Raw genomic sequence first — 24,618 nt, 5'->3', positions numbered from 1 at the left:
CATCACCTATGCTTAGGCTTTTTAAGACGTATGAGTGCAAGCAGTCAAGAAGTCGAGAATTGTCGAAAGAGAGCGCTCGCGAATGTCGTCTGACTCGGTGAATAATTCATGATAAGCCCTTGGTATAATTTCAAGCTCAGCATTTGGCATTAGGCGCGCCACCCGCCGTTGACGTTTATTATCTATTATAGCGTCATCGTCGGCGCTTAAAACTAGTGCTGGAGTAGTGATTGCCCCCGCACTATCTTCAATCCTATTCATGGCCTGATGGGCTGCGGCCAACCACTCAGTAGTTACGCCCCCAAGCTGGATCTCTTGCTCTTCATCATATAACTCGCGAAACAACGCATAGCGGGTCTTACTGTGGGTAAGCTTGTTCAACGAAAAAGGAAACGCAATATACGGTGTTTGACCGAAAAAATACCCTGCGTCTGCTTTTTTCATTCTATTTACCGCTAGGCCGGTTCGGATTAGGCCATTCGCCAACCAATTAGGCAAGGAAGGTTTAATACCGAACATGGGCGAAGCCAGCACAGCTTTGGAGAACAAGCTGGGCAAACGCAACAGTGTAAGTGCTCCGATAGCGCCGCCCATTGAGTGGCAAACCAGCTGTAACGGGCCTTGCTGTAGCGGTTTCACTATTGTTTCTACGAACATGACGAAGTCGTCAACATAGTCATCAAAATCCGCGACATATCCGTGTTGAGGATCACGTGTCATTCTGTCAGACAAGCCTTGCCCGCGGTGATCAAGAATAAAAACGGCAAAACCGTTCTGATAAAGGTCGTAAATAAACTCTTTGTACTTTAAGTAGGACTCTATGCGACCCGAACAAATAACAATAGTGGCTTGCGGTGTTTCAGGAATACAGTAGGCGTAACGCACCTTTATATCATCTTTGCCGGTGAAGTACCCCTCTTTAACACTGTCCTGCCAAAAAGGATTAATGTGTGAGGCGAAGGTGCTGGCTAAATTGTTTTCTGATGTGAACGTCCAGTTCATAAATACCCTATTACAGTTAATAGGCGCTCTTGGTAAGGCTGCAGAGCATCGTCAAAGTTACGACTTTGGAAACGACAGGGTTACTCGCAGACCACCGCGCTTAACAGGTTCAGCTATAATTCGCCCATGATGCAACTCAACCGCTGCTTTTGCAATGGATAAACCTAGTCCAACGCCACCTGACTCTCGCTCTCTTGCAAGGGTAGCCCGATAAAACGGCGAAAATATACGTTCACATTCCTCTACCGTCAGCCCCTCACCGTCATCGGTAATATGAATACTCCATTGCTTTTCGTCTTCACTAAACGAAATATGCGTTAAAAGGCTGCTGTGACGAATGGCGTTGCGCAGAACATTTTCCACAGCGCGACAGAGCATCATACTGTCGATGAAAACGGTTTTTTTAGGTATATCATCAATTTTTAACTGTTTATTTTTATTTGCTGCTTCAAAATTCGCATCGGTAAAAACATCGTTAAGCACTAATGATAACATCTGTTTTTCCATCGTTGCTTGGCCAGCCTCGGCACGACTTAACGTTAGCAACTGACTTACCAGCGCTTCCATACGGTCAGCTTCTCGCTCTACCCGCGCTAAAGTTTCAGGGTCTACGTTTTGTTGATGGGCAAGACCAAGGGCCATTTGCAACCGTGCGAGCGGTGAGCGAAGTTCATGTGATACATCGGCTAATAAGCGCTTTTGCGCCCCCCACATAGACTCTAACTGCTCAGCCATTTTATTAAAGTCGCGCGAAAGCTGCCCTAGCTCGTCATGACGTTTAGCCGCTCGCTCAACCCGCGCCTGCCAGTCGCCATTTGCTATGCGTTTCGCTGAGCTTTGGATACGCAAGATAGGGTTGGTCAATGATTTCGCAAACAACCAGCTCAATAATATGGTGGTGATCAACGCAATACTAAAAAACAGTAAAACCGGTGGCGTTTGCTTTTCAGGCATTTCCAGTCTAACCGTAAAAAGCGCAAATCGAGTGCCGTTGCGCTCAAAGAAAACCGGGCCCAAGATTTTAAATGCCCCCCGCTTTACCGCAATGGGGGATGTTTGGTTGACCAGTCGAAGTAAATCTTCTTTATCATTTTCACGAAGCGGAGGACCCCCACCCGAAATAAGGCGGTTATCACTCATGTCGACAGCAACCATTCGACCTCTCCCTCCCCGAGAAAAGCGGTCAAGAGGCCCGTCCAGCGGTGCATTTTGGAAGCGACTGTTTTGCAAATGTTCCACTACTTGGTTTAGATCAGCTATTTCTCGCGGCTGTATTGCTACAATTTCCAATTCTTCAAAAAATAATCGGCTGCCCCAAATAGCCAATAAGGCGGTGACAATAAATGTAGCCCAAAACCAAAAGAACAAGCGGCCCATGATGGCCCGCGTAGGGCTTATACTGCGTAACAGTTTTACCATTAATGGCTTCCAACAATTAACATATACCCTACACCTCGAATGGTCTTGATCTTTTCATCTACTACTACAGCACCTATTTTTTTACGCAGGTTACTTACGTGCATATCTATACTTCTATCGAAAGCTTGTAGAGGCTTGCCCAAAATTTTTAAGCTTATCTCTTCTTTCGTTACTCGCTGAGCAGCATTAAGCATCAACAGGCGCAAAATTAAAAATTCCGTTGTTGTGAGTGTTAGCTCTACATCGTCCACTTTTGCCAGCTGGCTGCTTGGGCTTAAAAAGATGCCGTTCACAAACAAATCTTGCTCAACGGCTCCACCGGTTGATGACAAATTGTGACGGCGAACGATAGCTTTTATTCGCGCTACAAGCTCGCGGTGATTAAAAGGCTTAGGCAAGTAGTCATCAGCGCCCATCTCAAGACCCAAAATACGGTCATAGTCGTCGCCTCTTGCTGTAAGCATGAGTACTGGCGTGCTGTGGCTTGCTCGAAGCTTTTTCAATACGTCAAACCCATCCATTTTCGGCATCATGACATCAAGCAGTATTAAGTCGTAGTGACGCCCTGAAACCGCTTCAGATAAACCGTCTTCACCATCGTTACGCACTTGCACCTTATACCCCATACCCGATAGATACGTGGAAAGCATTTCTGTCAGCTCTAGGTCATCATCAATAACAAGGATAGACTGCAAATGAAAATCTGAATTCATGGTATTAAACTCTTTAACTGCTAGATTCATGAAAATGCCTGTAAATTGGATAAAACTCAACCGACGCATTCGGTGTAACTCGCCTCAAGCCGACAAACAACACTGGCAAAACGCGCACTATATCTTTTCAGACCTTTACAATTTCAAATCGGCATTACCTTTACATAAGCTTTACACTGCATTGACTGCTTTTTTAGCCGCGCACGCTACGATTAGCCTGTCCTAATAAAAGGAGACGACAATGAAAAAGTTATTAATTGCTAGTGTAGCAGTAGCAGCGATTGGCCTAGGTGGCCTTGCATTGGCGCAGCCAGCAGGACCTGGTATGCGTCACCACGAACCGGTTAAAGAAATTGTTGAACATCTTCGCGGCATCAGCTTAAGCGACGCCCAGCGCGAAGAGATAAAAACACTGTTAAGCGCATTTAAAGACGCTAACCCTCAGCCTTTATTTGGTGACATCGAAAAGCCTAGTTTTGACTTTGCAACTGCCACTGAAGCACAGATAAACACGTTTATTCAAACACAGATTGAAGAGCGCGAAGCCAGGCATTTCGCTTTTGCTCAACTACGTCACGACATATACAAGGTACTGGATGAAGAGCAACAAGCAACTCTCTTAGCGCGAGACGCTAAAAGAGATATAGATAGACAAGAACATCATGGTGCATTCGTAAAACAAGAAGTCCGTTTTGCTAAACGAATGGATGTTGAGGTGAGAGGCCCCAAACGCAAGCCTAAGGACTTTTTCTTTGAAGGCATTGAATTAAGCGACGCACAAATAGCAAGCCTTGCTGAGCTTCGAGAGTCGTTTAAAGAGACATCGAAAACAAATAGAGAGATGCTAGGCAATTTTAGAAACGCCCAGCGCGATTTGGTTCGCAGCCAGTCTTTCTCTAAAGACGCTTGGGACGCGCTTATCGCTCAATATAAAGATGGCCTTGTTAATGCCGGCGTGGAAAAAGCTAAACAGCATCTGGCCATGTTTCAAGTACTAACATCTGAGCAGCAAGCGCGAATAAAAGCCCTGCGAGAAGAAGAACGAAAGTTACATGAGCTATTTAAGCTTTAACGCGTAGCGCTTCTCACCCATCTTACCCACAGTAACGAGTGCTGGCTTCTGCCAGCCTTTTTTACCGCTAGTTGCTAGTTATACTCTCTAGAAGTTCGGTTTAACTGGCTTGTAATCAGGTGATAGGAAAAGCGGTGACGTAATTACCAAATCTGCCGTGGCTGGCGCACAGGCTACAGGTACATTCCATACTGAACACAACCGCAATAGTGCTTTTACATCGGGGTCGTGGGGCGCTGGATTCAATGGGTCCCAAAAGAAGAATAGCGCGTCTAGCTTGTTTTCCGCGATCAATGCGCCTATTTGCTGGTCCCCGCCAAGCGGGCCGCTTTTATAGCGTGTAACGTCTAATCCGGTTTCACTGGCAATTAAACCGCCTGTTGTTCCTGTTCCTACTAAATTACACTGCTTAAGCACGTCAATATGCTGCTTAACCCATGCCAGTAATTCGGGTTTCTTATGGTCATGCGCCACCAGCGCTAAAGTAAGTTTGCTCATTTTATTTTCCGAGTTTAATCCCAACATCCTATCTTTACAGTCTTCAGCTTAGGGCTGTAGCGACCTATCATTTACAACTGTCTCATTTTATACGCCGCTCGCGTTTTGCGACTAGGGCCTGTTTTTTTTTGCAAAAACCAACTCAATTCTTAGCCTTTTAAGTATCAACGCTACCATAAATAAGTACGGCTACTGTATATCTGGAGCCAAAAATAAATATTCAGTTCTATTGTTCTTATTGTCAACTTACTGTCACAACTATAAATATATCATTAACTGCTTTTTTTACTGCCTAAGCTGCACAAAAAGCAATAAAAATATTTATACATTTTTATTGCATAAAAATTCAGATTGGATACAATTATCTACGGTTAAGGCATCCAACCCTAAAATTTGGGTTGTAACATGATAGGAATTGATGATGACACAACCAACTCGCGTTGTTGGTTCAACCACTAGCAACGACAAAGAGTTTACCTCTCCCCTGGCTGGCTACACCTTGCATAGCGCACGACGATGCGTGTGCACATCTATGCTTATTCGGTAGCACACTTTTTACCTTTGTAATGTGGTCGCGGTTAGGCAAGGATTTACGCCCAACCAGTTTACAAAGGTAAAAAGTGATTTTTTTCTCCTTTTATTGAATTTTTAAATTATGTATAGCGTTTCAATTATTGGTGCCAGTGGTTACACAGGGGCACAACTTGTTCAGTTGGTAATTCAACATCCTAAACTAGTGTTGGCGGGTACTTATGTATCTGAGAAAAGTAGCGACGCGGGTAAAAATATTGCACAACTTCACGGCAACTTGGCTCACGTTAATGCTACGCTCACGCCTATCTCAGAAGCTGCTTTAAAAGAAATGGCTGACGGTGTCGATTTTATCTTTCTTGCCACACCTCACGAAGCAAGCCACGACTGGATGCCTATCTTGTCCTCAGGCAAAGCAAAAGTGCTCGATTTATCGGGGGCCTTCAGACTTAAAGATACCGACGTTTTTGAACAGTTTTACGGCTTTCCACATACGCAAGAGCAAAGCTTGTCTCAAGCTGTTTACGGCCTTGCCGAGTGGCATGAAGCTCAAATTGCCTCTGCCGACGTTATCGCTGTGCCGGGTTGCTATCCCACTGCGAGCCTTAGTGCACTTAAACCTCTTGCTCACAATAATTTACTAGATGAAAGCGTACGCCCTGTAATTAACGCTGTTTCCGGTGTGTCGGGTGCAGGCAGGAAAGCTAGCCTAACCACCAGCTTCTTTGAAGTGAGCCTTCAGGCATACGGCGTGTTAGGTCATCGTCATACCCCTGAAATTGAAGCCTACTTGGGGACGCCTGTTATCTTTACGCCGCACTTAGGTAATTTTAAACGTGGGATATTGGCTACGGTAACCGTTAAGGTAAAAGCTGGTACCACCAGCGCGCAACTTGAACAAGCGTACACTGACGCCTATGCTGATAAACCCATTGTGCGTTTGCGCAAGAGTTTTCCAAAAATTGACGACGTTGCTCATACTCCATTTGTTGATCTTCACTGGAAGCTGGACGAAACATCTGGATACGCTGTAGTAACAGCGGCAATAGATAACGTAATGAAAGGCGCTGCTTCTCAAGCTATACAGTGCCTAAACATAATGACGAAACAGCCAGTAGAGACAGGGTTAGTACTATGAGTGTTTCACCAATTGTAATTAAAGTTGGCGGTGCATTACTCGACGATACCGCCGCAATGACACGTTTATTTCTAAGCGTAAAAAACGTGCAGGCCACACGCCCCGTTGTAGTGGTTCACGGAGGCGGACCATTAGTGGAAACGCTAATGGCGAGTCTTGGTCTTCAAAGCACAAAAATTGATGGCCTTCGGGTTACGCCCGATGAACATATGCCTTACATCTGCGGAGCGCTTGCAGGCTCTGCCAATAAGCAGCTATGCGCAGCGGCTTTGGCTTCAGGCTTAACCCCTGTTGGTTTGTCGTTGTTAGACGGCAATATGGTGGTATGCGAGCCACTAGCTGACCAATACGGCGCCGTGGGCGTGCCATCAACGGCAGACGCTTCGTTTTTAAAAAACGTTTTGGCGCAGTCTACACTTCCTGTCATTAGCTCTATTGGCTCAAGCCCACAAGGTCGACTGCTAAATGTCAATGCCGACCAAGCGGCTACGGTCATCGCCGAACTTCTTAATGCTGAGCTTTTACTTCTTTCCAATGTTGACGGTGTACTTGACGGTAACAAATTGCTAATTAGCGAACTTAACGCTGCAAGCATATCGAAGTACGCAGATGAAGGCGTGATCACTGACGGAATGAAAGTAAAAGTGGATGCGGCACTGGCGTCCGCGGAAAATTTAGGCCGCGCGGTTTACATCGCGAGTTGGGCCGCCGACATCAACGACATCTTAAATAAAAAAACGGGTACACAAATTTTGCCCGCAGCGTTGACAAATACACCGTCAACAAACGCTGACTTACCCCACACAGACTTTACAAAAGGCAATGCCGGAGAAGTACAATGAAACAGGACCTACTCACCTTTGCAGACTGGACACCCGACGCAATGAAAAACTTGCTGCAATTGGCTGTAGAAATTAAACAAGCCCCAGCAAGTTACAGCAACGTGCTAGCGGGGAAATCAATTGTTGCCCTGTTTGAAAAGCCGTCTTTGCGAACCCGCGTAAGCTTTGATATCGGTATTAATAAGCTTGGGGGTCATATGGTGTACTTAGATGCACAGTCGGGCAAATTAGCCGGCCGTGAAGACGCGGTAGACACTGCGGCCAACCTAGCCTGCTGGGCTGACGCCATTGTCGCTCGCGTGTTTTCTCACGAGACGCTAGAAACCTTTTCTAAGGCTGCAAACGTGCCTGTTATCAATGCATTGTGCGATAAGTACCACCCGTGCCAAGGTCTTGCCGACTACCTCACTATGTTTGAACGCTTCGGCAAAACCGAAGGTCTTACCATGGCTTATGTGGGCGACGGCAACAATGTAACTCACTCACTATTAATTGTTGGTGCGCTTTTAGGATGCAACCAAGTCGTAGTTACGCCAGAGGGGCACGAAGCGGCACCTGAAATTGTGGCGCAAGCCAAAGCAATTGCCGAGAAAACGGGTGTATCGATTGTTGAAAGCACAGAGCTTAGTGCTGCTAACGGTGCAGACGTTATCTATGCAGATACATGGCTTTCAATGGGTGACGAGACGCCACTTGAAGTGATTAAAGAAAAGTTCATGCCTTATCAGGTGAACGAAGCGTTGATGGAAGCAACCGGTGCTAGCTACGTTATGCACTGCCAACCTGCCCATCGCGATTTAGAAATTACGGGCTCGTTGATTGATAGCGATAAATCGCTATTAATGCAGCAAGCCGAAAATAGAATGCATGGCCAAAACGCCATTCTTACTCAATTACTTAACGCTTAAAAAGACGCCTAAAAAGACGCTTAGAAGGATTATTTAGATGCAAAAAGTTAAAAAAATCGTGCTGGCCTATTCAGGCGGGCTTGATACATCAGCCATCATTCCATGGCTTAAAGAAAACTATGGCTGTGAAGTTGTCGCGTTTGCAGCAGATGTGGGTCAAGGTGATGAAGAACTAGAAGGCCTTCATGAAAAAGCTATCGCATCTGGCGCAAGCGAATGCCACATTGTTGATTTGAAAGAAGAGTTCGTAAGCGAATATATCTTCCCAACTATCACTACCGGTGCGGTTTACGAAGGTGAATATCTACTGGGTACGTCAATGGCACGCCCTGTGATCGCCAAAGCGCAAGTAGAGATTGCCCGTAAAGTAGGTGCCGACGCACTATGCCACGGCTGTACGGGTAAAGGTAACGACCAGGTACGCTTTGAAAGTACCTTTGCTGCTCTAGCCCCAGACCTTACGGTTATTGCGCCATGGCGTGAGTGGGACATGGTAAGCCGTGAAGACCTATTGGCTTATCTAGCAGAGCGCAATATTCCAACCACGGCGTCAGCAACAAAAATTTACAGCCGCGATGCAAACGCATGGCACATTTCACACGAAGGTGGCGAGCTTGAAGATCCATGGCAAGAGCCTACCAAGCAAGTGTGGACCATGACCGTTGACCCTGAAGATGCACCAGACACACCTGAGCGTGTAACCCTGTCGTTCAACGAAGGTAAACTTACCCACGTTGATGGTGAAGCACTATCGCCTTATCAAGCGCTAGTTAAACTTAATACTGTAGCTGCGGCGCATGGCGTTGGACGTATCGACATTGTTGAAAACCGCCTTGTTGGTATGAAGTCACGTGGCTGTTATGAAACGCCAGGAGGCACCGTACTGCTTAAAGCGTATAAAGCCCTAGAAACTATGGTGCTAGATAAGGCTGCGCTTAAATACCGTGAGCAAATTGGCCTTGAGTTCTCACACGTGATGTACGACGGCCGTTGGTTCACCGCCCTTAACGACGCGCTACTTGCTGGTGCTGCTTCTTTTGCGAAGAAAGTAACAGGCGATATCGTGGTTAAGCTATACAAAGGCCAAGCTACGGTAACACAGCGTCGTTCACCTAATAGTCTTTACTCTGAAGACTTTGCCACCTTTGGTGCTGATGATGTTTACGACCAGAAGCACGCTGAAGGCTTTATCCGCCTGTTCAGCCTTTCAAGTCGTATCGAAGCACTGAAAAAACAAGGTGAACAATAAGCTTTACCTACAATAGTAAAGCTTAAGTCAGAACAGCATTTAAGGAGCATCACATGGCGTTGTGGGGTGGCCGGTTTGAATCCGGTGCAAGTAGTATGTTTAAACAGGTTAACGACTCGCTGCCGTTTGACCAAGTTATGGCAAGCCAAGATATTCAAGGCTCTATCAGCTGGTCGCGTGCGCTGCAAAAAGCAGGCGTATTGACCGTTGACGAACAAGCCCAGCTTGAGTCTGCATTGAGCGAGTTAAAAGCGAAAGCTGATGCAGGTGAATTAGACTTTAACGCATCTAGCGAAGAAGACATTCACAGCTTTGTTGAAGCTGCGCTTATTGAAAAGCTTGGTGACATTGGTCGTAAACTTCATACTGGGCGTAGCCGAAACGATCAGGTTGCCACCGACTTTCGCTTGTGGGTACGTGAACATATTGCCTCACTTCGCGCTGATGTTTTAGGTGTAATAAAGTCGCTTCTTAATGCCGCTAGCCGTCATCAAGAAGCGATCATCCCAGGTTACACCCACTTACAGCGTGCACAGCCGATTCACTTTGCACACTGGTGCTTGGCTTACGTTGAAATGCTAAAGCGTGACTTAAGCCGTTTAGACGACTTAAAAGTTCGCATGAATCAGTGCCCTCTAGGCTCTGGCGCATTGGCAGGCACGACTTTCCCTGTAGACCGTCATGCCATTGCTGAAGAGCTGGGCTTTGATTCTCCATGCCTAAACAGCCTTGATGCTGTATCGGACAGAGACTTTGTGCTAGAGCTTTTATTTGTAGCCAGCACTAGCATGATGCACTTGTCACGTCTTGCCGAAGATATGATTTTTTATAACTCTGGCGAAGCAGGATTCTTACAGCTTGGCGATAGCGTAACCTCTGGTTCATCGCTTATGCCGCAGAAGAAAAACCCTGATGCGCTTGAATTAATGCGCGGCAAATGTGGCCGTGTGTTTGGCTCATTGCAGGCCCTGCTAGTTACCATGAAAGGCCTTCCTCTTGCCTACAACAAAGACATGCAAGAAGACAAAGAAGGCGCTATCGATACGGTTAATCAGTGGCATATTTGTTTATGCATTGCCAGTGAAGTGCTTGACTCACTGCAGCTAAACGAAGAGCGCTGTCGCGTTGCAGCAACCCAAGGGTTCTCTAACGCCACTGAGCTTGCCGATTATCTGGTAGGTAAAGGTGTGCCGTTTAGAACAGGCCACGATATTGCAGGGCGCGTTGTGCTTCAAGCCATCGATAAAGGCTGCGCTATTGAAGATTTACCACTTAGCGACATGCAGGCTATTTGCGACAAAATTGAAGACGACGTATACCCGGTACTACAGCTAGAGTACGGCGTGAATCAACGCAATATCTTGGGCGGCACCAGCAAAGAAACCGTGACGAAAGCACTGTATCAAGAGCTGGAAGACTTGGATAAGCAAGGGTAGCGACAAGGAACTGCTTAGATGGTATTAGCGCATCATGACGGCATAAAACTGTTTCGCAGTTCACTGCCCTATATTAATGCTCACCAGGGAAAGACCTTCGTTTTGATGTTCGGTGGCGAAGCCATCGAACATCCTAATTTCCCAAATATTATTCACGACATTGCCCTGCTTAATAGCTTGGGCGTGCGCGTGGTCGTAGTGCACGGTGCCCGCCCGCAGATTGATCAGCGCGTAGCCCTTCGCAACATCGAAGGTCGCTTTGAAAGCGGTGTACGCATTACCGACAAACAAACCCTTGAGTGCGTTAAAGATGCCGCTGGCTCGGTACGCTCTCAGGTAGAAGCCCTACTGACTATGGGGCTACCAAACTCACCTATGCACGGCTCGCAAATACGCGTGTGCTCGGGCAACCTTGTGGTTGCCAAGCCAATGGGCGTGCGAGGCGGTGTTGATTTTGAAAACACCGGTTTAGTGCGTCGTATTGATACCACAGGCATTAATGATCATTTAAACGATGGTTCGATTGTGCTGCTATCGCCTATGGGCTATTCATCAACGGGAGAAGTGTTTAACTTGTCGCACGAAGATGTAGCTACGCAGGCAGCTATAGCCCTTAAAGCGGACAAACTTATCGTATTTTCGAACTTTGATGGCGTATATAACCGTGAAGGTCGTTTACTTCGCACCATTGAACGCCCTCAACTAGAGCAGTTGATCATGGCAGGCGACATTACCACCGAAGATACGGTGTTAAGCGCTCTTACCACCAGCGTAGCTGCCGGTGTGCCCCGAGCTCACTGCATCAGCTTTGAAAAAGACGGCGCATTACTTCAAGAGCTGTTTACTCGCGACGGTACAGGCTCGCTCGTAATGGAGCATCATTACGAACAGCTGCGTGCAGCGACCATCGAAGATGTGGGCGGTATCTTAAAGCTGATAAAACCGCTAGAAGAAAGCGGCGTGTTAGTGAAACGCTCTCGTGAACGTTTAGAAAATGAAATAAACCAGTTTATAGTGATAGTGCGCGACGGCATGATCATCGCCTGTGCAGCCTTGTATTTATACCCCGAAGACGGTTGTGCCGAGTTAGCATGTGTGGCGACTCACCAGGACTATCGCGGCAAAAACCGTGGCGAACGGATTTTAGATGAAGTGCGCGCCCGTGCTAAAGAAGCCGGTATTAACAGCATTTTTGTACTGACCACAGTTACCGCACACTGGTTTTTAGAGCAAGGGTTTGAACCTGCTGACATAAGTGCGCTACCTGCCGTGAAGAAAGAGCTATATAACTTCCAGCGTAATTCTAAGGTATTTACGTTGGCGGTGTAGGAAATCTCTCGTTTTAGCGCGAATGCTATGGCTTACCATCCCAGCTAAGCAGTGGCATTTGCGCGTCACTTATCACTCAGCACTAACTATCAGCAAAATAAATAGTCAGGATATTGCATTTTATTGGTGCAGAAGGTTTACTGGTTAGACCAGATGAGTTTTCGAGATCTTCAATGTCGAGCAAAACAAAGCAACACGACCCCCTAAAAAGTACGAGTGTTAAAGATATCACTGTTACTTGTGCTGATAGTACACCGCTTGCCGCTTCCCTTTACTCTCCTGTCCGCCCTGCTAAAGCAGGAGTCATGATTGGCCCCGCAACAGGTATAAAACGCCAATTCTATAGCGCATTTGCCACTTACTTGAGTGAGCAAGGGTTTGGCGTTATCACGTTCGATAACCGTGGCATTGGCGGGTCGGTAAAGGACAGTGTTAAACAAAGTGACGCTTCACTCGTAACCTGGGGCGAGCAAGATATGCCAGCGGTGCTCGAGACACTAAAGATTCACTTCCCCAATGTGCCCTATTTTCTTGTTGGTCATAGTGCGGGAGGTCAGCTACTGGGTTTAATGCACAACGTACATGACCTCACTGCTTTTTGTAATTTTGGCAGTTCATCAGGTAGCCTACGAAATATGCGTAAAAGCTATTTGCTTAAAGCGCATTTCTTTATGAATTTCTATATTCCCATGAGTAATTTATTGTTTGGCCATACGAAGTCTCAGTGGGTAGGCATGGGAGAGCCACTGCCTAAAAAAGTGGCGCGCCAGTGGCAAAAATGGTGTAACGGGAAAGGATACGTAAAAACAGGGTTCGGCAGTGATGTAAACCAGCACCACTACGACACCATTCAGATACCTTCTAAGTGGTTACTCGCCAACGACGACGACATTGCTAATATTCACAACGTTCACGATATGATCAGCGTTTTCCCCAACATGGAAGCAGAAGTTGAGGAGCTAGATCCACAGGCCTACAACGTAAAAGAAATCGGTCACATGAAGTTTTTCTCACGGAAATGTCAACATCTATGGCCTAAAGTCACCGATTACTTTAATCAATACGTCTGATATTACCTTCGAACGAGCGCTTTTGATCAAAGCGCTCGAACTCAATATGGGCGCTCTGGTTACACGCTAAGCAAGTGTGTATATTCTTCCTTCATTTGAAGGAATGTGGCCTTGTTGATGTTCGCTAAAGTCATCTTGTAACGCGCTCAACCCTTCACGTTCTTCAACGTTCAACCAACCTGCGCTCCATGCAATGGCTTTTGCTACAAACCCGCTACTTAACTTTTGGTACTCAGCAGCCCCAATCTCAGACATACGCTGCTGTATATGAGCAGGAGCAAAGAAAAACTCCTCATCGCTTGATAGCTCAATGTCCTGCCAGTGAGTAAGCCCAACGTTGATGTATCTGGTTAGGTGCGCACCAAGTCTATGCTTGATTGATGCTTTGACCTGAGCATTACCTGACATGTCGACCACAACGGTGCCTTTCAGTTGCAACATGTCCAGCTGTTCATAACTAATAACAGCGCTGTAAACATCTAACCCTTTGAGGGGTGCGACACGCTTATCTGACGTGACGCCTATCGCGCTAATATCAGCTTCTTTTAACGCAAAAGCAAGCCCTAAACTGGTTTTACTTGAAGCACTTAGCACCAGCAACTGTTCTCGCGCTGAAGCGGGTATGGATTCGATTACTTCTGACAAACAGAAAGACGTGGCGTAAAGCGGCCACAGCAACATCTGAAAGTTTTCTTGCTCGTGCTGCTTAGTGCTTATTTCAGCGTCAGCGTGGGCCGCTAGTGAAGGAAGTGGTCGGTAGACATTATACCCTTGGGGCAACTTCAAACGATGAGGGCTACAGTCTATTAAATTGTTGTTTGTCACCGTAGTGTTAGCCATAACCAAATATTCAGCGGGCGGGAAATAACCAAGGAAACGACTTCCTACTCCTACCGCATCGTTGTTAGAGCTAATTACTTGACCCACGCCCCATACTGGAATAACACCCCAATTTTCATTACTGCTGGTGTTAATCGGTGGAAAAAACTGCCAATAACCAAGCTTGTCACCCACCATATAGTAGGTGAGGTTATTGGCAGTAAACGCGAACCTTTCAATTTTGATTACTAGGCTTTTTGTGTTATCAGTACCCTCTATTCGCGCGTTATCGGGGCTACCTTCTGCTTGCATTATTCGAAAGCAGTTTGGGTTCGTTTTATCTATTTGAAACTGTTTCATCGTTATTTTTAACCTATTAAAGTTGTCCGCTCGCTTTTAAGCCTTGTATATAAGTCATCAGCTTTTGCATGGCCGGTGCCGCTGCCTCTTTCAATCGCCCTAACACCTGCATTTTTTGCATATCGTCTTTTGCCACGCCGTGTACTATTTTTGAAAAGCCATCTAATCGACAGTGGTAGATCCACGCTTTAAGCGCTGTGTCTTCACCCCAAATTTGCATATTTCGTAACATGGCTGCGGTCATTGGCAACCAATCGATGTCGCGATTAGGCAGCGGAACCACTTGTGTCAGCATTTGCTTTTGTCGTTCATCGCTGTAAGCAGCCTCAACGTGGGCAATAAGTGCAGCACTAAAAACAGGTTGATAGGCGCGCACTGTTTGAGGGGTGATGGTGTCGCCATCGAACACCGCTTTCATCTCTAGGTTAGTCAGTGCAGAAGCTGAGCAGTCAATAACCAACGCGTTATCTGGCATCTTCCATGTTGTGCTTTCAAAACACAGTTCTTCGCGGCTGATATGTTTAACACGACCTTGTCTAACGACAGATGGCAGCGTTTGTAAGGCTTTAAGCTCTAATTCGCTCACCGTTGCCCCGTGAAACATACTGGGTCTTACTTTTTTATCAATACGCAGTAAAACGCCCCGCTCTTCCAATTTGTCGAACATATCCTCGATGGAACTTGACGCAGCGATAGCTTCCATTTGGTTTGCTTGTGCCCCAATAGAATCAAAGAAGAAGTCATTCAAGGGCTGCGTATTCTTCCGGTTCAGTAACCATGCATCTCGCGATACTACCCAGTGGATATTATGCGGGGCGACGTGATTTTCAAGCAGCCATAGGCAGGTATCAATACCCGTTTTACCCCCACCGACAACCACATAGTTGTCAAAGCCTTTGATATTTTCAACAACGGTATTAACTGGCGTAAAGGCAACGTCGTCGTCGCGGGTAAAGCTTGGGGTATGGGTAAGCGGAATATTAGTATTTAAATAAGTGGCATCAACAATTTTCTTGTTCACGGTGACGTTGTAGTGCTTGCCACTTAAGGTTGAAACAAACTGCTTATTTCCTTTGTACTCGCAAAGCGGGTAATACTGCACACGGTTTGAAGGTAAAAAGGTTTCGTTCATTACGGCATCGAAATACGCACTCACTTCTTGGCCTGAGGCTAATCCCATTAAGCCTTCATTCAATCCTGTTTTATCAATAACGCCACGATTTAACTCTTTTGAACACACGCCATAAAAAGCTGACGGCTGGTGAAGAGTAACGAAGGGATAAGCGTAGTTCCAATGCCCTCCGGGCTTCGCATTTTTATCTACAATCAAAATGTTAGCATTAGTTTCGTGAAGTAGTACATCAGTAAAAGCCATCCCCACCGCGCCAGCACCAACAATTAAATAATCGCAGGTTAATTGCTCAGTTTTCATATATAGTGTCCTTATGAATAACCTGCGGGCAGGCAGGTTAAGTGTTAAACCAAGAGATATAACGTCGTTATAAAACCACTTTACATAACGATGTTATATTGCGCAACATGTAAATGATGTGTAAATGAAAAAAGATACGCGACAAAAGATCTTAGACGCTGCCTCAGCGCTGTTTTTGAAAGGCGGAACGAATGCACTTAGCGTGCGCGCCATTGCTGACGGTGCAGGTATGTCAACGATTGGCATCTATAGCCACTTCAAAGGTAAGCAGGGTATTTTAGATGCGCTCTACATCGAAGGTTTCGAACTAGTAGAGCGTGAAATGTTGGCAGCCGACGGCAATACTGCGGCAGAAAAAGTGATTAATGGCTGCGAGCGTATTTTAACGTTTTCAGAAACTCATGCGGCCCATTATCGACTAATTTTTGCTTCTAATTTGAAAGACTATACGCCATCAGATGAAGCTATCGAGGCAGGTGAAAAAGCCTTTATCACGCTAACTAAACTTACCGCTGCGTTAATTAAAAAAGACCTGTCTGTTGAAGAAAAGCAAGATGTAGCTATGCAGGTATGGGCGCTAAATCATGGTTATATTACGTTGAATCAGCACGAAATTAGCAACCGTATTACTTGGAACAATTGGAAAGAACGCGCACTTCAAGCCATTCGCTTGCACGTTTACGCCCTTGTTGCTACCCAGTAAAAAAAGGGTCAGAGTACATTTTAATAAAGTACTCTGACCCCATTTGCTCTATTTGCTGGCTACCGCCTCTCTAACACGAGCACCGTAGTCGCTATCTGCTAAGTCATATTGCACGAACATCGCTTCTTGCACGTCTTGCGTTGCTTGGCTTAGGCCGTCAGCAATATTGTTCACTAACTGCTGCTTTTGATCTTCACTCATGATGCGGTACAAGTCACCTGCCTGCGAGTAGTTATCTTCATCACGGTTATCATAAATATCTAACCATGCATCTTGCTCTAAAGGCATCGGTGGCTCTTGTACCTCTGGTATTTCAGCAGGCTCACCAAGGCGAGCACGATTGTTTGGATAGAAGTTAGCTCCACTTCCTGCAAGTGCTGGGTTAACCCCTGCAAAAGCGCCATCTCGCTGATAGTTGTGTACCGGACAACGTGGGGCATTTACCGGTATCTGATTGTAGTTGGCTCCAATACGGTATCTGTGAGCATCTTGATATGCAATTAGTCGCGCTTGAAGCATTCTGTCTGGCGACGCACCAATACCCGGTACCAAATTGCTCGGCGCGAACGCGGCTTGCTCAGTTTCTGCAAAGTAGTTATCAACATTGCGGTTTAGCTCCAACTGTCCTACTTCAATTAATGGGAAGTCGCTGTGTGGCCATACCTTGGTAAGATCAAACGGATTGATACGATAATTACGTGCTTCCTCTTCGGTCATAATCTGCACGTTCACTGTCCACGATGGAAAATCACCATTATCAATACTTTCGACCAAGTCTTGCTGAGCGCCATAAGCAGGCATCTTTGCCGCTTCTTCGCTAGTTAGCGTTTTAATACCTTGGTTAGTTTTAAAGTGCCATTTCACCCAATAGCGTTCGCCTGCGTTATTCCAGAAACTCAACGTATGAGAGCTATAGCCATTCACATGGCGATATGAAAGTGGAATACCGCGATCAGACATCAAGATTGTCGATTGATGTAGCGACTGTGGATTGTTCGCCCAAAACTCATAGACAGCTTGCGGGTCAGGCAAGTTAGTGCGTGGGTTCTTTTTCTGGCTGTGGATAAAGTCAGGAAACTTGATGCCATCTCGTAAGAAGAATACCGGAGTATTATTTCCTACCATGTCCCAGTTTCCCTGTTCGGTATAAAACTTCACTGAGAAACCACGAGGATCACGGGCATAGTCACTTGAATCCTGACCACCACCTACAGTAGAAAAGCGCAAAAATACGTCGGTTTTTTGCCCTTCTTTTTGCAAGAAGTCAGCAATCGTATAATCAGACAAACTTTTAGTTAGCGTAAAAGTACCATATGATGCACTACCTCTAGCGTGAACTACGCGCTCTGGAATTCGCTCGCGGTTAAAGTGCGCAAGCTTCTCGAACAAATAGTGGTTGTCGAAAGTAACGGGGCCACGTGGTCCTGCAGTTCGACTTTGATTGTCATCAGCAACGGGCGCACCATTGCTAGATGTTAACGTGGTGGGATTTACAGCTTTACCTGAAAATGGACACTTACTCATTGCGAATTCCTTCTAATTCATTTCTCGCCCACTTTTCAGCTTTACTAATAGTCTCGCTAAATCTGGGCACTACGTGCGCAATTAACAACGTTTTGTTAATCACCTTTTTCGTTTAAAAAGATAATCGCTGATTCACATAAACAATTAAAGCGAACAAAATAGATAGTACTAATCGTGATTTCAAATCACGATGAAGCGCTTGTTACTAGATGGCAGGTTTGACATTTATTATTTAACTATCGGGGGCTTCGTATTGCAGGGCATGTATAAGCAAGCTTAGTGTGGCTGGAAAAAGTGGGCGCTATTATTCAGAGCGTACCTTTTTACGAAGGTGTTTATACCACTCAGTAGCTTGCTCCTTGGGCATACCAACTCACAGTGGATTCGCATGGGCGCGCCCCAACCTAAGTAAATAGTCAAACAATAGCAGCGATGGTGTAATGGCAATGTCGAAACTGTGTTCCAATAAGACATTCACACCCATTTTTACGATGACATTACACTACCATCAAAATGGCTACTCGCGCTGATGATGCCATTGCCAACTTTAAAAAATGTATAGGATGTAGTGCGTATATTTCCTAACTTCAGCACACAAATAAAGATGCTTCACCCTAGCAATTTTAAGGGGAAAGAAATAGGTCATGTGAAGTTCTTTTCTCACAAAAATATCAGTACATCTGGCCCCAAACCTTTCAGTTTTTTGTACAGCTTGTGGAAAGCTAGCGTGCTTGTTCCATGCGAGACAACAGTGCGTTTGCTTTTTCTCGTTCTTCAAAAGGCGTTGATGACTTGACTAAGCGACTTAAAATGCGTTTCGCTTCTGAGTAGTTTTCTAATTCTACCAAGGTATAGGCAAGGTGATATTGTAGTGACAAAGATGTAGCATTTCGCACTGACGCTTCTCGAAGTAGGGGCAGCGAGGCCTGTGGTTGGCCATTAATGGTTAGCGCCCAACCATAAGTGTGCAGCACATCGGAGTCTTTGGGTTGTAATCGGTAAGCTTGCTCAGCAAAGTGTAAGCTCTTTTCGTTATTTATGAGTAAATGAAGCTCCGCTAATCGATTATATAATGCAAACCGGTTTGCTTCTGGTGCTACCTCTAACATATAAAGATAGTGATTAATTGCGGTGTTAGCATCGCCATAATAATAGTGATATTGCGCCAGTAAATTACGGGTGAAATACCTTTCTGGCTCCTGCTCTACTGTCGCAGTTAAACGCTTAATCAAGGCCGAAAAATCACCTGTTTTGACACTTAGCGCATACAGTTTGGCAAAGGCTAAATCGAAGGTTTCATCTTCATTCAGCACCTTTTGATAAAATGTCATCGCTTGAGTGAAACTACCTTTTTTCTGGGCTAATTCACCAAATTTGAATAACACCTGCGGCTCATTCGGGTAACTTTTTATTAATGCTGATAGGCTAGACTCTGCACGTTCAACTTTATTTAATGCTAATAAAAGCTTCACCCACTGAAGCTGTAAATTTAGGTTTTCTGGTTGCGATAAACGGGCTCTATCCATGCTGTTCAACGCTTTATCTTTATTCCCCAATGCCAACCAATTTTGCGATTCGCTTACCAGTACGTTTACTGGCCTATCAAATATTAACTCTAGTTTTAGGAGTGTGGATTTTGCATTTTCTACATCATTTGCTTTGATGTAAAACGTAGCCAGTTGCACTAAAGCCAAGGGGTTGCCTGGTTCTTTCACTTCTAATTTACGTAAAACGGCAATGGCACTTCGATAATCACGGAGCTGATTCATTGCTGCTACAGCAGAAAAGGTGATTTTTCCTATTGGCCCAAATTTTTGCAAAAGGTATTTATACCGTCTATCGGCAGATTCAAAATCGCCTCGCCGCATATCAATATTCGCCAACTGAAACACAACTTGAAGGTGATTACCTTTTTCATTTTCAAGCGCAAGTAAAATAGCTTCAGCGTCGTCTAACAATCCTTTGTTAATTAGCATTGTCGCTTGATTGTATCTCGCGGCAAAAAGATCAGGCGCCTGAGACAGTACTTCGGATAATATAACTTCAGCCTCTGCGTATTTTTTTTCAATCAGCAGTTGAGCAGCGTACATATTTTTAATCGCAATATCGTCAGCAAACTGCGCTCTTAATGTTGAAATGGCTTTCGCGGCTTTTTGGGTTTCGCCAATATCGAGAAAATAAAGCGCGTAGGCCACTAACACTTGCCGATTAGTTGGGTACTGATCAAGTAAGCTATTTAATTGTTCTGCAGCTTCTTTATACTTACCTCGCGAGAATTCTACTCGTACTGCAAATAAGGCAACGTCCACATTATCGGAATACAACTCATTTAAGGAAGATAATAATCTTACTGCTTTAAAGTTACGGGCGTTTTCTAAATACAAACTTCCTAGCAAAATTGCCTGCTCAAGGTGCTGTTCTATCAATTCCGGCTCGTGGTTTTGTAGCCCTAACATGGCGGCTTTTTTATCACCCAACGCCATATTGGTGGTGGCTAGCAAAATCGCGGTTTGTAGGTCTGGTTCGCTGTAGGTGGTAAATAGATCAAAGCTATCTCTTGCTTGTTCAAAATTGGTTTGCATCAAGGCCACCATACCCCGCAAATAGAACAAGGATGGTTCCGCTATCATCATTTCTTCTGGCACGGTAGATAATCGCTGATCGATTTGCTCGAGTTGAGGGCGAATATTAGATAAGGCATCTATTTGGCTAGTTAGCCAACTATTCACAAACATGACGTATAAATCGTCTTCTGTTTCCAATAACAAATCTTCGGTGACTAAGAGCGCTGCGTCCAAATCAGCTACAGCCACATAAGCATCAATAAGACTGCGTGCAATCTTCGCGTTATTAGGTGAAATAAGATAGGCCTTGTTGAAATAACGCTGTGACAGCAGCACATCACCTCTTGCACTTGCAAGACGACCAAGCGCCCACCATGTTAAGGCTTGACTGTCGTCCTCAGCAAGCGAGCGTTGAAGCAGGGCATCGGCCTGTTTATATTGACCATCCTCAATGGCCAACAAGGCCAAACCGTTTAATCCCAGGGGATGATCTGGTAATTGGGTAAGCAATTCATTATATTCCTTTTGGGCACATAGCCGTCTAGATTCAATCAGGCACGCTTCAGCGCGAGTGGCGCGCCATTGTGCCAAATTAGCCTTAGATAAGCCGGCAGATACGTCTATGGCTAATATTTGCTCTGACTTTCGCAGGCGCACCAAAACTCTCGACCAATTAGGAAACACTAAATTAGGATCAGCACCTTTTTCATAGGCGTGTAAATAGGTGTTATGGGCTTCTTCCCATAAACCAGTTTCGAAATAAAGATTACCTAAGAGTAGGTGGGCAGGAAGATAATCAGGGTTAGCTTGAAGTACATTTTTTATATGGATAAATGCTTCTTTGAATGCTTTGGTTTCATAACTAACAATGGCAGATTCATAATCGGCACTCGCAGTATTTTTTTGCTTTGCATTGGCGAATGCCGGGAATGAAAGTGTAAGTATGAAACTAAAAATACTTACACAAATTCGTTGTCTCATTATTTACCGAGTTACTTTAAGCCTGCGTGTAACCATCAATATACTGGCGATAAGAATCAAGAACAAGCTTGAGTGGGGCGCTGGAACTTCTACAACACTCGCTTCACGTTCATAGTTAAATACAAAATTGTGAAACTCTCGAGCACCAGTGTACGATTGCGCGGCAAAGGAGCCATCAAATGATGAGCCACCTGTGGTATCTGCAAAAGGTGCAAGTACAGACCCTTTTACGTTCAGGTTATTAAAATCAATACTTTCAGCATCATAGAAATTCCACAGAACATTAGAGAAGTAACTCTGTTGGGTGAAATCACCCGTACTGTTTACGCCACCGCCAATAACAATGTCCTTGCCTTGCAAGTCACTCGCTGACACATTAATAATGATAGTTTCAGCACTGCCTGCAATTAAATTTAATGAACTGTTTTGGGCAAAAACTTCGCTGGCTGAAACGTTGAAAACAGCAACTTCATCAGTACCCAAATAATTGAACGAGCCGTTGCTGTATGTGCCATTTTCTGTAAGGCTTGCGTAGTAAGCGGTATCTGCATATAAAGAATTGGCAATGTCAGTAATAGACACATCGGGGTTATAAATAGCCTCGCCATCATTACCGTCGTTCAATTCAACCGTCGATGCATTTAAGGCTCCGCCGTAGACAAGGTTATTGTCTCTAAGCACCCGAATACCATTCGCGTTGACATCACCTACAATTGTCACCGCATCAATAGCTGTGTCGGTATTGGCTAACCGACTCCCAAACTCAGCAGTGCGTCCTTGAGCGTTTAAATTTCCGCCAATAAATGCCTGCCCTTCAACATCTCCACCTTGGAAGTTGTAATCTTCTAGCAAAATAAGATTATAAGTGCCGAGCACATTCGATGTCGTTTTACTCGTGCTGGCGGTTTCAGCCGCTACGGCGGTGAATTGAACAACGCAAAAAACAAAAAAAAGTGCAAAACGCATAAAACGACTACCCAACGTGTTAGCGAAACTAAAAAAAGCGCAAGCCCTTTAAGGACGCAGCCTAAATTACTCGGAAATGAAAATGGTTCTGTTAACCTACCATTCTTGGCCACTAAAAAGCAAAAATCACACCAACTTTAAAACCCCAATAAACTCATACACTTCAGTTATTTACATGTATTTAACACGCCTTTTTTGTATATTTTCTTGACGGTCTTGCGCCTAAAACTGCAACTTTAGTTGCAGTTGAAATAAAGAAGAGACACTAGTATTACGCCTCTCCAGCTATGAATTCAGCACTAGGGCTCCTTAAGGCCGCGGCACATCCTCACTTCTGTAGATTACTTTTTTGCAATAAAGGTCTAGCGTTAGCTTTTATCCGTAAATAAAGAAACAACAGTCCGTCAAATACTAAGGGCTTGCATAATGACAAAGCCACTCATAATCATTACCGGTTTTACAATGTTGTGCATCATTAACTTTGCGTCTTGGAAGACCTTTGAAACACTTTGGCGCATTAAGAGCAAGAACAACGAGCTAACTTTTATGGGTATTCCTGGCTGAACAAGGGCTTCTAATTAAGCGTATAGACAGGCATTTACCTGCATGAGAAAAATATCCGACAGCAAAGAATTTGTTTCGCTCATTACCATTACCGAAAGAGGAAATTATTGCGGCTTTGTATTTTTTGAGCAGGGCTGTGAAGAAAGCGCGATTGTCTCAGAGCGTCTAACTTACAGTATGGCAGAACCACCAAAACTTGAAGTATTACACTGCCTGCATGAAAAGCCTGTATATACGAAAAACTGGCCGGCAGTACCCACCGAACGCTGGCAAGGTCGTGTAGGCAATTTTGAATTTTAAAAATTGGGGGCAGAGTCTGAGGTATTTCCACAAATAAAATCACGATATCAGTGAGATAAAAAAGATAGGAACATTCATAACGTTTGCTAATCAGATCAATCGCCAAACTTCACTTAGACCAAACAGCCATGAATGCCCCATCTATTGTGAAAATGTCGTATCTCTTGTCAGCTACAATACGCATAAAACTCGTCTAAATGCAGTCACGGCGTGCGTTAAGAGCCTGCTCAACGGAAGCGCTGCAACCGTAACCAGCATAGGTCGAGGAATTAAGACTAAAGCCTTTGAAAAACACCGGATTAAACGTGCCGACCGCTTGCTTTCAAACCCGCATTTATTCAGTGAAACACCGCTCATCTATGCATCTATATGTCAACTTTTCTGCGGCAATATCTTTAAAAGGTCGGCCCGTCACACTTTATCAAGAAGTGCATTACAACAAGACCAAAGATAAACCTGCTACACACAAGGTACTTTTAAAGGCGTTACACGCCATATTATCTTCTCACTGTAAGCCCATTATCGTCACCGACGCAGGATATAAATCGCCTTAGTTCAGAGCAGTTAGGGCGCTAGGATGAGACATTGTTAGACGTATCCGTAAGCCACATCTTTATTCGCTTGATAGAGGAGATACACGGCAGTGTATTCACCACATCTATGCTAAAGTAACCTGTCGACCGAAGCGTTTTGATAACAACCAAATAGTAAAAAATAATCCCTTTGCCTGCTCGCTAGTTCTATTTAAACAGAAATCTAAAGGACGTCACGCTCAAAAGTCCATGCGCAAGGAGCAAAAGCCCCCTGGCTATTAGCCACATCACTGGCGTCTCACCGAAGCTTATCGAAACAAGTAGTGGCCATTTACAGGCAACGAATACAAGCTGAAGAAGGCTTTAGAGACATGAAAAGTACAAAGTTCGGGCTTGGCTATGAGCAAAATAAAAGCGTGAAAAAGCAGCGTCTAACAATCCTGGTATTGCTGACGACGTTAGCGTCACTGGTTGCTATCTTATTGGGTATGGTAGTCGTCTCTTCGAATAAACATCGGCGCTTCCAAGCTAATACCGACACCAGAAGCGTGCTGTCATTCCACTATCTCGGTCTGAGAGCTGTTGCTTGCCGAATAAGATTCACTATGCGACAGTGGAAAACTGCACTCAAATGGTACAGCTCCATAGTCGACGGGGCCTGGACC

21 protein-coding genes and 1 pseudogene are annotated in these 24,618 nt (G+C 45.0%); 13 read left to right on the top strand and 9 right to left on the bottom strand.

Annotated features, from left to right (window positions below):
* Positions 1–21 precede the first annotated feature (21 nt).
* From RJ41_RS08205 to RJ41_RS08195, 3 genes are read right to left on the bottom strand one after another with little or no spacing between them, the layout of a single operon-like run.
* Positions 22–1,002, bottom strand: coding sequence for an alpha/beta fold hydrolase (locus RJ41_RS08205; RefSeq protein WP_039219265.1), 981 nt, complete (start codon positions 1,000–1,002; stop codon positions 22–24).
* A 57-nt stretch (positions 1,003–1,059) separates the two neighbouring features.
* Entirely contained in the window at positions 1,060–2,421 is a 1,362-nt protein-coding gene (locus RJ41_RS08200; RefSeq protein ID WP_039219263.1) for an ATP-binding protein, read from the bottom strand.
* On the bottom strand, positions 2,421–3,164 hold the full coding sequence (locus RJ41_RS08195; protein ID WP_052235436.1) for a response regulator transcription factor: 744 nt from the start codon (positions 3,162–3,164) through the stop codon (positions 2,421–2,423). The genes RJ41_RS08200 and RJ41_RS08195 overlap by 1 nt, the downstream gene beginning before the upstream one ends.
* Before the next feature lie 211 nt (positions 3,165–3,375).
* On the opposite strand from RJ41_RS08195, the gene RJ41_RS08190 reads away from it, so the two are divergent.
* Positions 3,376–4,206, top strand: coding sequence for a Spy/CpxP family protein refolding chaperone (locus RJ41_RS08190; RefSeq protein ID WP_039219261.1), 831 nt, complete (start codon positions 3,376–3,378; stop codon positions 4,204–4,206).
* An 87-nt stretch (positions 4,207–4,293) separates the two neighbouring features.
* On the opposite strand, the gene RJ41_RS08185 is transcribed toward RJ41_RS08190, so the two are convergent.
* The gene (locus tag RJ41_RS08185; protein WP_039219259.1) at positions 4,294–4,704 is read right to left on the bottom strand and encodes a methylglyoxal synthase; all 411 of its coding nucleotides are present in this window, start codon (positions 4,702–4,704) and stop codon (positions 4,294–4,296) included.
* A 421-nt stretch (positions 4,705–5,125) separates the two neighbouring features.
* Between RJ41_RS08185 and RJ41_RS19480 the strand changes: the two genes are divergently transcribed.
* The 8 genes from RJ41_RS19480 (at position 5,126) to RJ41_RS08150 (ending at position 13,207) form a co-directional block, all read left to right on the top strand.
* Positions 5,126–5,251, top strand: coding sequence for a hypothetical protein (locus RJ41_RS19480; RefSeq protein WP_276203235.1), 126 nt, complete (start codon positions 5,126–5,128; stop codon positions 5,249–5,251).
* Between the two features lie 108 nt (positions 5,252–5,359).
* Entirely contained in the window at positions 5,360–6,373 is a 1,014-nt protein-coding gene (gene argC, locus RJ41_RS08180; RefSeq protein ID WP_039219257.1) for an N-acetyl-gamma-glutamyl-phosphate reductase, read from the top strand.
* The gene (gene argB / locus RJ41_RS08175) at positions 6,370–7,215 is read left to right on the top strand and encodes an acetylglutamate kinase (RefSeq protein ID WP_039219255.1); all 846 of its coding nucleotides are present in this window, start codon (positions 6,370–6,372) and stop codon (positions 7,213–7,215) included. The genes argC and argB overlap by 4 nt, the downstream gene beginning before the upstream one ends.
* A complete protein-coding gene (locus RJ41_RS08170; RefSeq protein ID WP_039219253.1) occupies positions 7,212–8,123 on the top strand; it encodes an ornithine carbamoyltransferase in 912 nt (303 codons plus the stop codon). The genes argB and RJ41_RS08170 overlap by 4 nt, the downstream gene beginning before the upstream one ends.
* Before the next feature lie 37 nt (positions 8,124–8,160).
* On the top strand, positions 8,161–9,372 hold the full coding sequence (locus RJ41_RS08165) for an argininosuccinate synthase (RefSeq protein ID WP_039219251.1): 1,212 nt from the start codon (positions 8,161–8,163) through the stop codon (positions 9,370–9,372).
* 53 nt (positions 9,373–9,425) lie between these two features.
* A complete protein-coding gene (gene argH, locus RJ41_RS08160; protein WP_014948049.1) occupies positions 9,426–10,808 on the top strand; it encodes an argininosuccinate lyase in 1,383 nt (460 codons plus the stop codon).
* A gap of 18 nt (positions 10,809–10,826) precedes the next feature.
* Positions 10,827–12,137: an amino-acid N-acetyltransferase gene (gene argA / locus RJ41_RS08155; RefSeq protein ID WP_039219249.1), complete on the top strand. Its 1,311-nt coding sequence runs from the start codon at positions 10,827–10,829 to the stop codon at positions 12,135–12,137.
* Between the two features lie 173 nt (positions 12,138–12,310).
* Positions 12,311–13,207: an alpha/beta hydrolase family protein gene (locus RJ41_RS08150; protein WP_052235435.1), complete on the top strand. Its 897-nt coding sequence runs from the start codon at positions 12,311–12,313 to the stop codon at positions 13,205–13,207.
* Positions 13,208–13,273: 66 nt separating this feature from the next.
* Here RJ41_RS08150 and RJ41_RS08145 read toward each other — a convergent pair whose 3' ends face one another.
* Together RJ41_RS08145 and RJ41_RS08140 are read right to left on the bottom strand one after the other, a co-directional pair.
* Positions 13,274–14,386: a DUF2855 family protein gene (locus RJ41_RS08145; protein ID WP_039219247.1), complete on the bottom strand. Its 1,113-nt coding sequence runs from the start codon at positions 14,384–14,386 to the stop codon at positions 13,274–13,276.
* 16 nt (positions 14,387–14,402) lie between these two features.
* The gene (locus RJ41_RS08140; RefSeq protein ID WP_039219246.1) at positions 14,403–15,818 is read right to left on the bottom strand and encodes an NAD(P)-binding protein; all 1,416 of its coding nucleotides are present in this window, start codon (positions 15,816–15,818) and stop codon (positions 14,403–14,405) included.
* Positions 15,819–15,942: 124 nt separating this feature from the next.
* On the opposite strand from RJ41_RS08140, the gene RJ41_RS08135 reads away from it, so the two are divergent.
* A complete protein-coding gene (locus RJ41_RS08135) occupies positions 15,943–16,521 on the top strand; it encodes a TetR/AcrR family transcriptional regulator (RefSeq protein ID WP_039219244.1) in 579 nt (192 codons plus the stop codon).
* A 48-nt stretch (positions 16,522–16,569) separates the two neighbouring features.
* Here the strand turns inward: RJ41_RS08135 and RJ41_RS08130 are convergent, their stop codons facing one another.
* From RJ41_RS08130 to RJ41_RS08120, 3 genes are all read right to left on the bottom strand, one after another.
* Entirely contained in the window at positions 16,570–18,045 is a 1,476-nt protein-coding gene (locus RJ41_RS08130) for a catalase (protein ID WP_039219242.1), read from the bottom strand.
* A gap of 722 nt (positions 18,046–18,767) precedes the next feature.
* Positions 18,768–21,590 (bottom strand): tetratricopeptide repeat protein, encoded by a 2,823-nt coding sequence (locus RJ41_RS08125; protein WP_039219241.1) that lies wholly within the window; start codon positions 21,588–21,590, stop codon positions 18,768–18,770.
* A 3-nt stretch (positions 21,591–21,593) separates the two neighbouring features.
* On the bottom strand, positions 21,594–22,556 hold the full coding sequence (locus RJ41_RS08120; RefSeq protein WP_039219239.1) for a choice-of-anchor A family protein: 963 nt from the start codon (positions 22,554–22,556) through the stop codon (positions 21,594–21,596).
* Between the two features lie 426 nt (positions 22,557–22,982).
* Here RJ41_RS08120 and RJ41_RS19250 point away from each other — a divergent pair, with 426 nt between their 5' ends.
* The 3 genes and pseudogenes from RJ41_RS19250 to RJ41_RS19350 form a co-directional block, all read left to right on the top strand.
* A complete protein-coding gene (locus RJ41_RS19250) occupies positions 22,983–23,120 on the top strand; it encodes a hypothetical protein (protein WP_205622710.1) in 138 nt (45 codons plus the stop codon).
* Positions 23,121–23,162: 42 nt separating this feature from the next.
* A complete protein-coding gene (locus tag RJ41_RS19245; RefSeq protein ID WP_052235434.1) occupies positions 23,163–23,420 on the top strand; it encodes a hypothetical protein in 258 nt (85 codons plus the stop codon).
* 856 nt (positions 23,421–24,276) lie between these two features.
* A pseudogene (locus RJ41_RS19350) lies at positions 24,277–24,618 on the top strand (IS4 family transposase); the annotation flags it as partial.

Source organism: Alteromonas marina (assembly GCF_000808575.1).
GTDB classification, from domain to species: domain Bacteria; phylum Pseudomonadota; class Gammaproteobacteria; order Enterobacterales; family Alteromonadaceae; genus Alteromonas; species Alteromonas marina_A.
Note: the sequence above shows the minus strand (reverse complement) of the source record. Positions and strands in the feature narration are given on the sequence as shown.

What these genes read in the sequence shown, in the direction of transcription:
- RJ41_RS08120 (WP_039219239.1), bottom strand. Translation starts at nt 22,556, where the DNA reads ATGCGTTTTGCACTTTTTTTTGTTTTTTGCGTTGTTCAATTCACCGCC.
- RJ41_RS08165 (WP_039219251.1), top strand. Translation starts at nt 8,161, where the DNA reads ATGCAAAAAGTTAAAAAAATCGTGCTGGCCTATTCAGGCGGGCTTGAT.
- RJ41_RS08195 (WP_052235436.1), bottom strand. Translation starts at nt 3,164, where the DNA reads ATGAATCTAGCAGTTAAAGAGTTTAATACCATGAATTCAGATTTTCAT.
- argA (WP_039219249.1), top strand. Translation starts at nt 10,827, where the DNA reads ATGGTATTAGCGCATCATGACGGCATAAAACTGTTTCGCAGTTCACTG.
- RJ41_RS08135 (WP_039219244.1), top strand. Translation starts at nt 15,943, where the DNA reads ATGAAAAAAGATACGCGACAAAAGATCTTAGACGCTGCCTCAGCGCTG.
- RJ41_RS08205 (WP_039219265.1), bottom strand. Translation starts at nt 1,002, where the DNA reads ATGAACTGGACGTTCACATCAGAAAACAATTTAGCCAGCACCTTCGCC.
- RJ41_RS08150 (WP_052235435.1), top strand. Translation starts at nt 12,311, where the DNA reads ATGTCGAGCAAAACAAAGCAACACGACCCCCTAAAAAGTACGAGTGTT.
- argH (WP_014948049.1), top strand. Translation starts at nt 9,426, where the DNA reads ATGGCGTTGTGGGGTGGCCGGTTTGAATCCGGTGCAAGTAGTATGTTT.
- RJ41_RS08130 (WP_039219242.1), bottom strand. Translation starts at nt 18,045, where the DNA reads ATGAGTAAGTGTCCATTTTCAGGTAAAGCTGTAAATCCCACCACGTTA.
- RJ41_RS08140 (WP_039219246.1), bottom strand. Translation starts at nt 15,818, where the DNA reads ATGAAAACTGAGCAATTAACCTGCGATTATTTAATTGTTGGTGCTGGC.
- RJ41_RS19250 (WP_205622710.1), top strand. Translation starts at nt 22,983, where the DNA reads ATGACAAAGCCACTCATAATCATTACCGGTTTTACAATGTTGTGCATC.
- RJ41_RS08125 (WP_039219241.1), bottom strand. Translation starts at nt 21,590, where the DNA reads ATGAGACAACGAATTTGTGTAAGTATTTTTAGTTTCATACTTACACTT.
- RJ41_RS08200 (WP_039219263.1), bottom strand. Translation starts at nt 2,421, where the DNA reads ATGGTAAAACTGTTACGCAGTATAAGCCCTACGCGGGCCATCATGGGC.
- RJ41_RS19245 (WP_052235434.1), top strand. Translation starts at nt 23,163, where the DNA reads ATGAGAAAAATATCCGACAGCAAAGAATTTGTTTCGCTCATTACCATT.
- RJ41_RS08190 (WP_039219261.1), top strand. Translation starts at nt 3,376, where the DNA reads ATGAAAAAGTTATTAATTGCTAGTGTAGCAGTAGCAGCGATTGGCCTA.
- RJ41_RS08170 (WP_039219253.1), top strand. Translation starts at nt 7,212, where the DNA reads ATGAAACAGGACCTACTCACCTTTGCAGACTGGACACCCGACGCAATG.
- RJ41_RS08185 (WP_039219259.1), bottom strand. Translation starts at nt 4,704, where the DNA reads ATGAGCAAACTTACTTTAGCGCTGGTGGCGCATGACCATAAGAAACCC.
- RJ41_RS19480 (WP_276203235.1), top strand. Translation starts at nt 5,126, where the DNA reads ATGACACAACCAACTCGCGTTGTTGGTTCAACCACTAGCAACGACAAA.
- RJ41_RS08145 (WP_039219247.1), bottom strand. Translation starts at nt 14,386, where the DNA reads ATGAAACAGTTTCAAATAGATAAAACGAACCCAAACTGCTTTCGAATA.
- argB (WP_039219255.1), top strand. Translation starts at nt 6,370, where the DNA reads ATGAGTGTTTCACCAATTGTAATTAAAGTTGGCGGTGCATTACTCGAC.
- argC (WP_039219257.1), top strand. Translation starts at nt 5,360, where the DNA reads ATGTATAGCGTTTCAATTATTGGTGCCAGTGGTTACACAGGGGCACAA.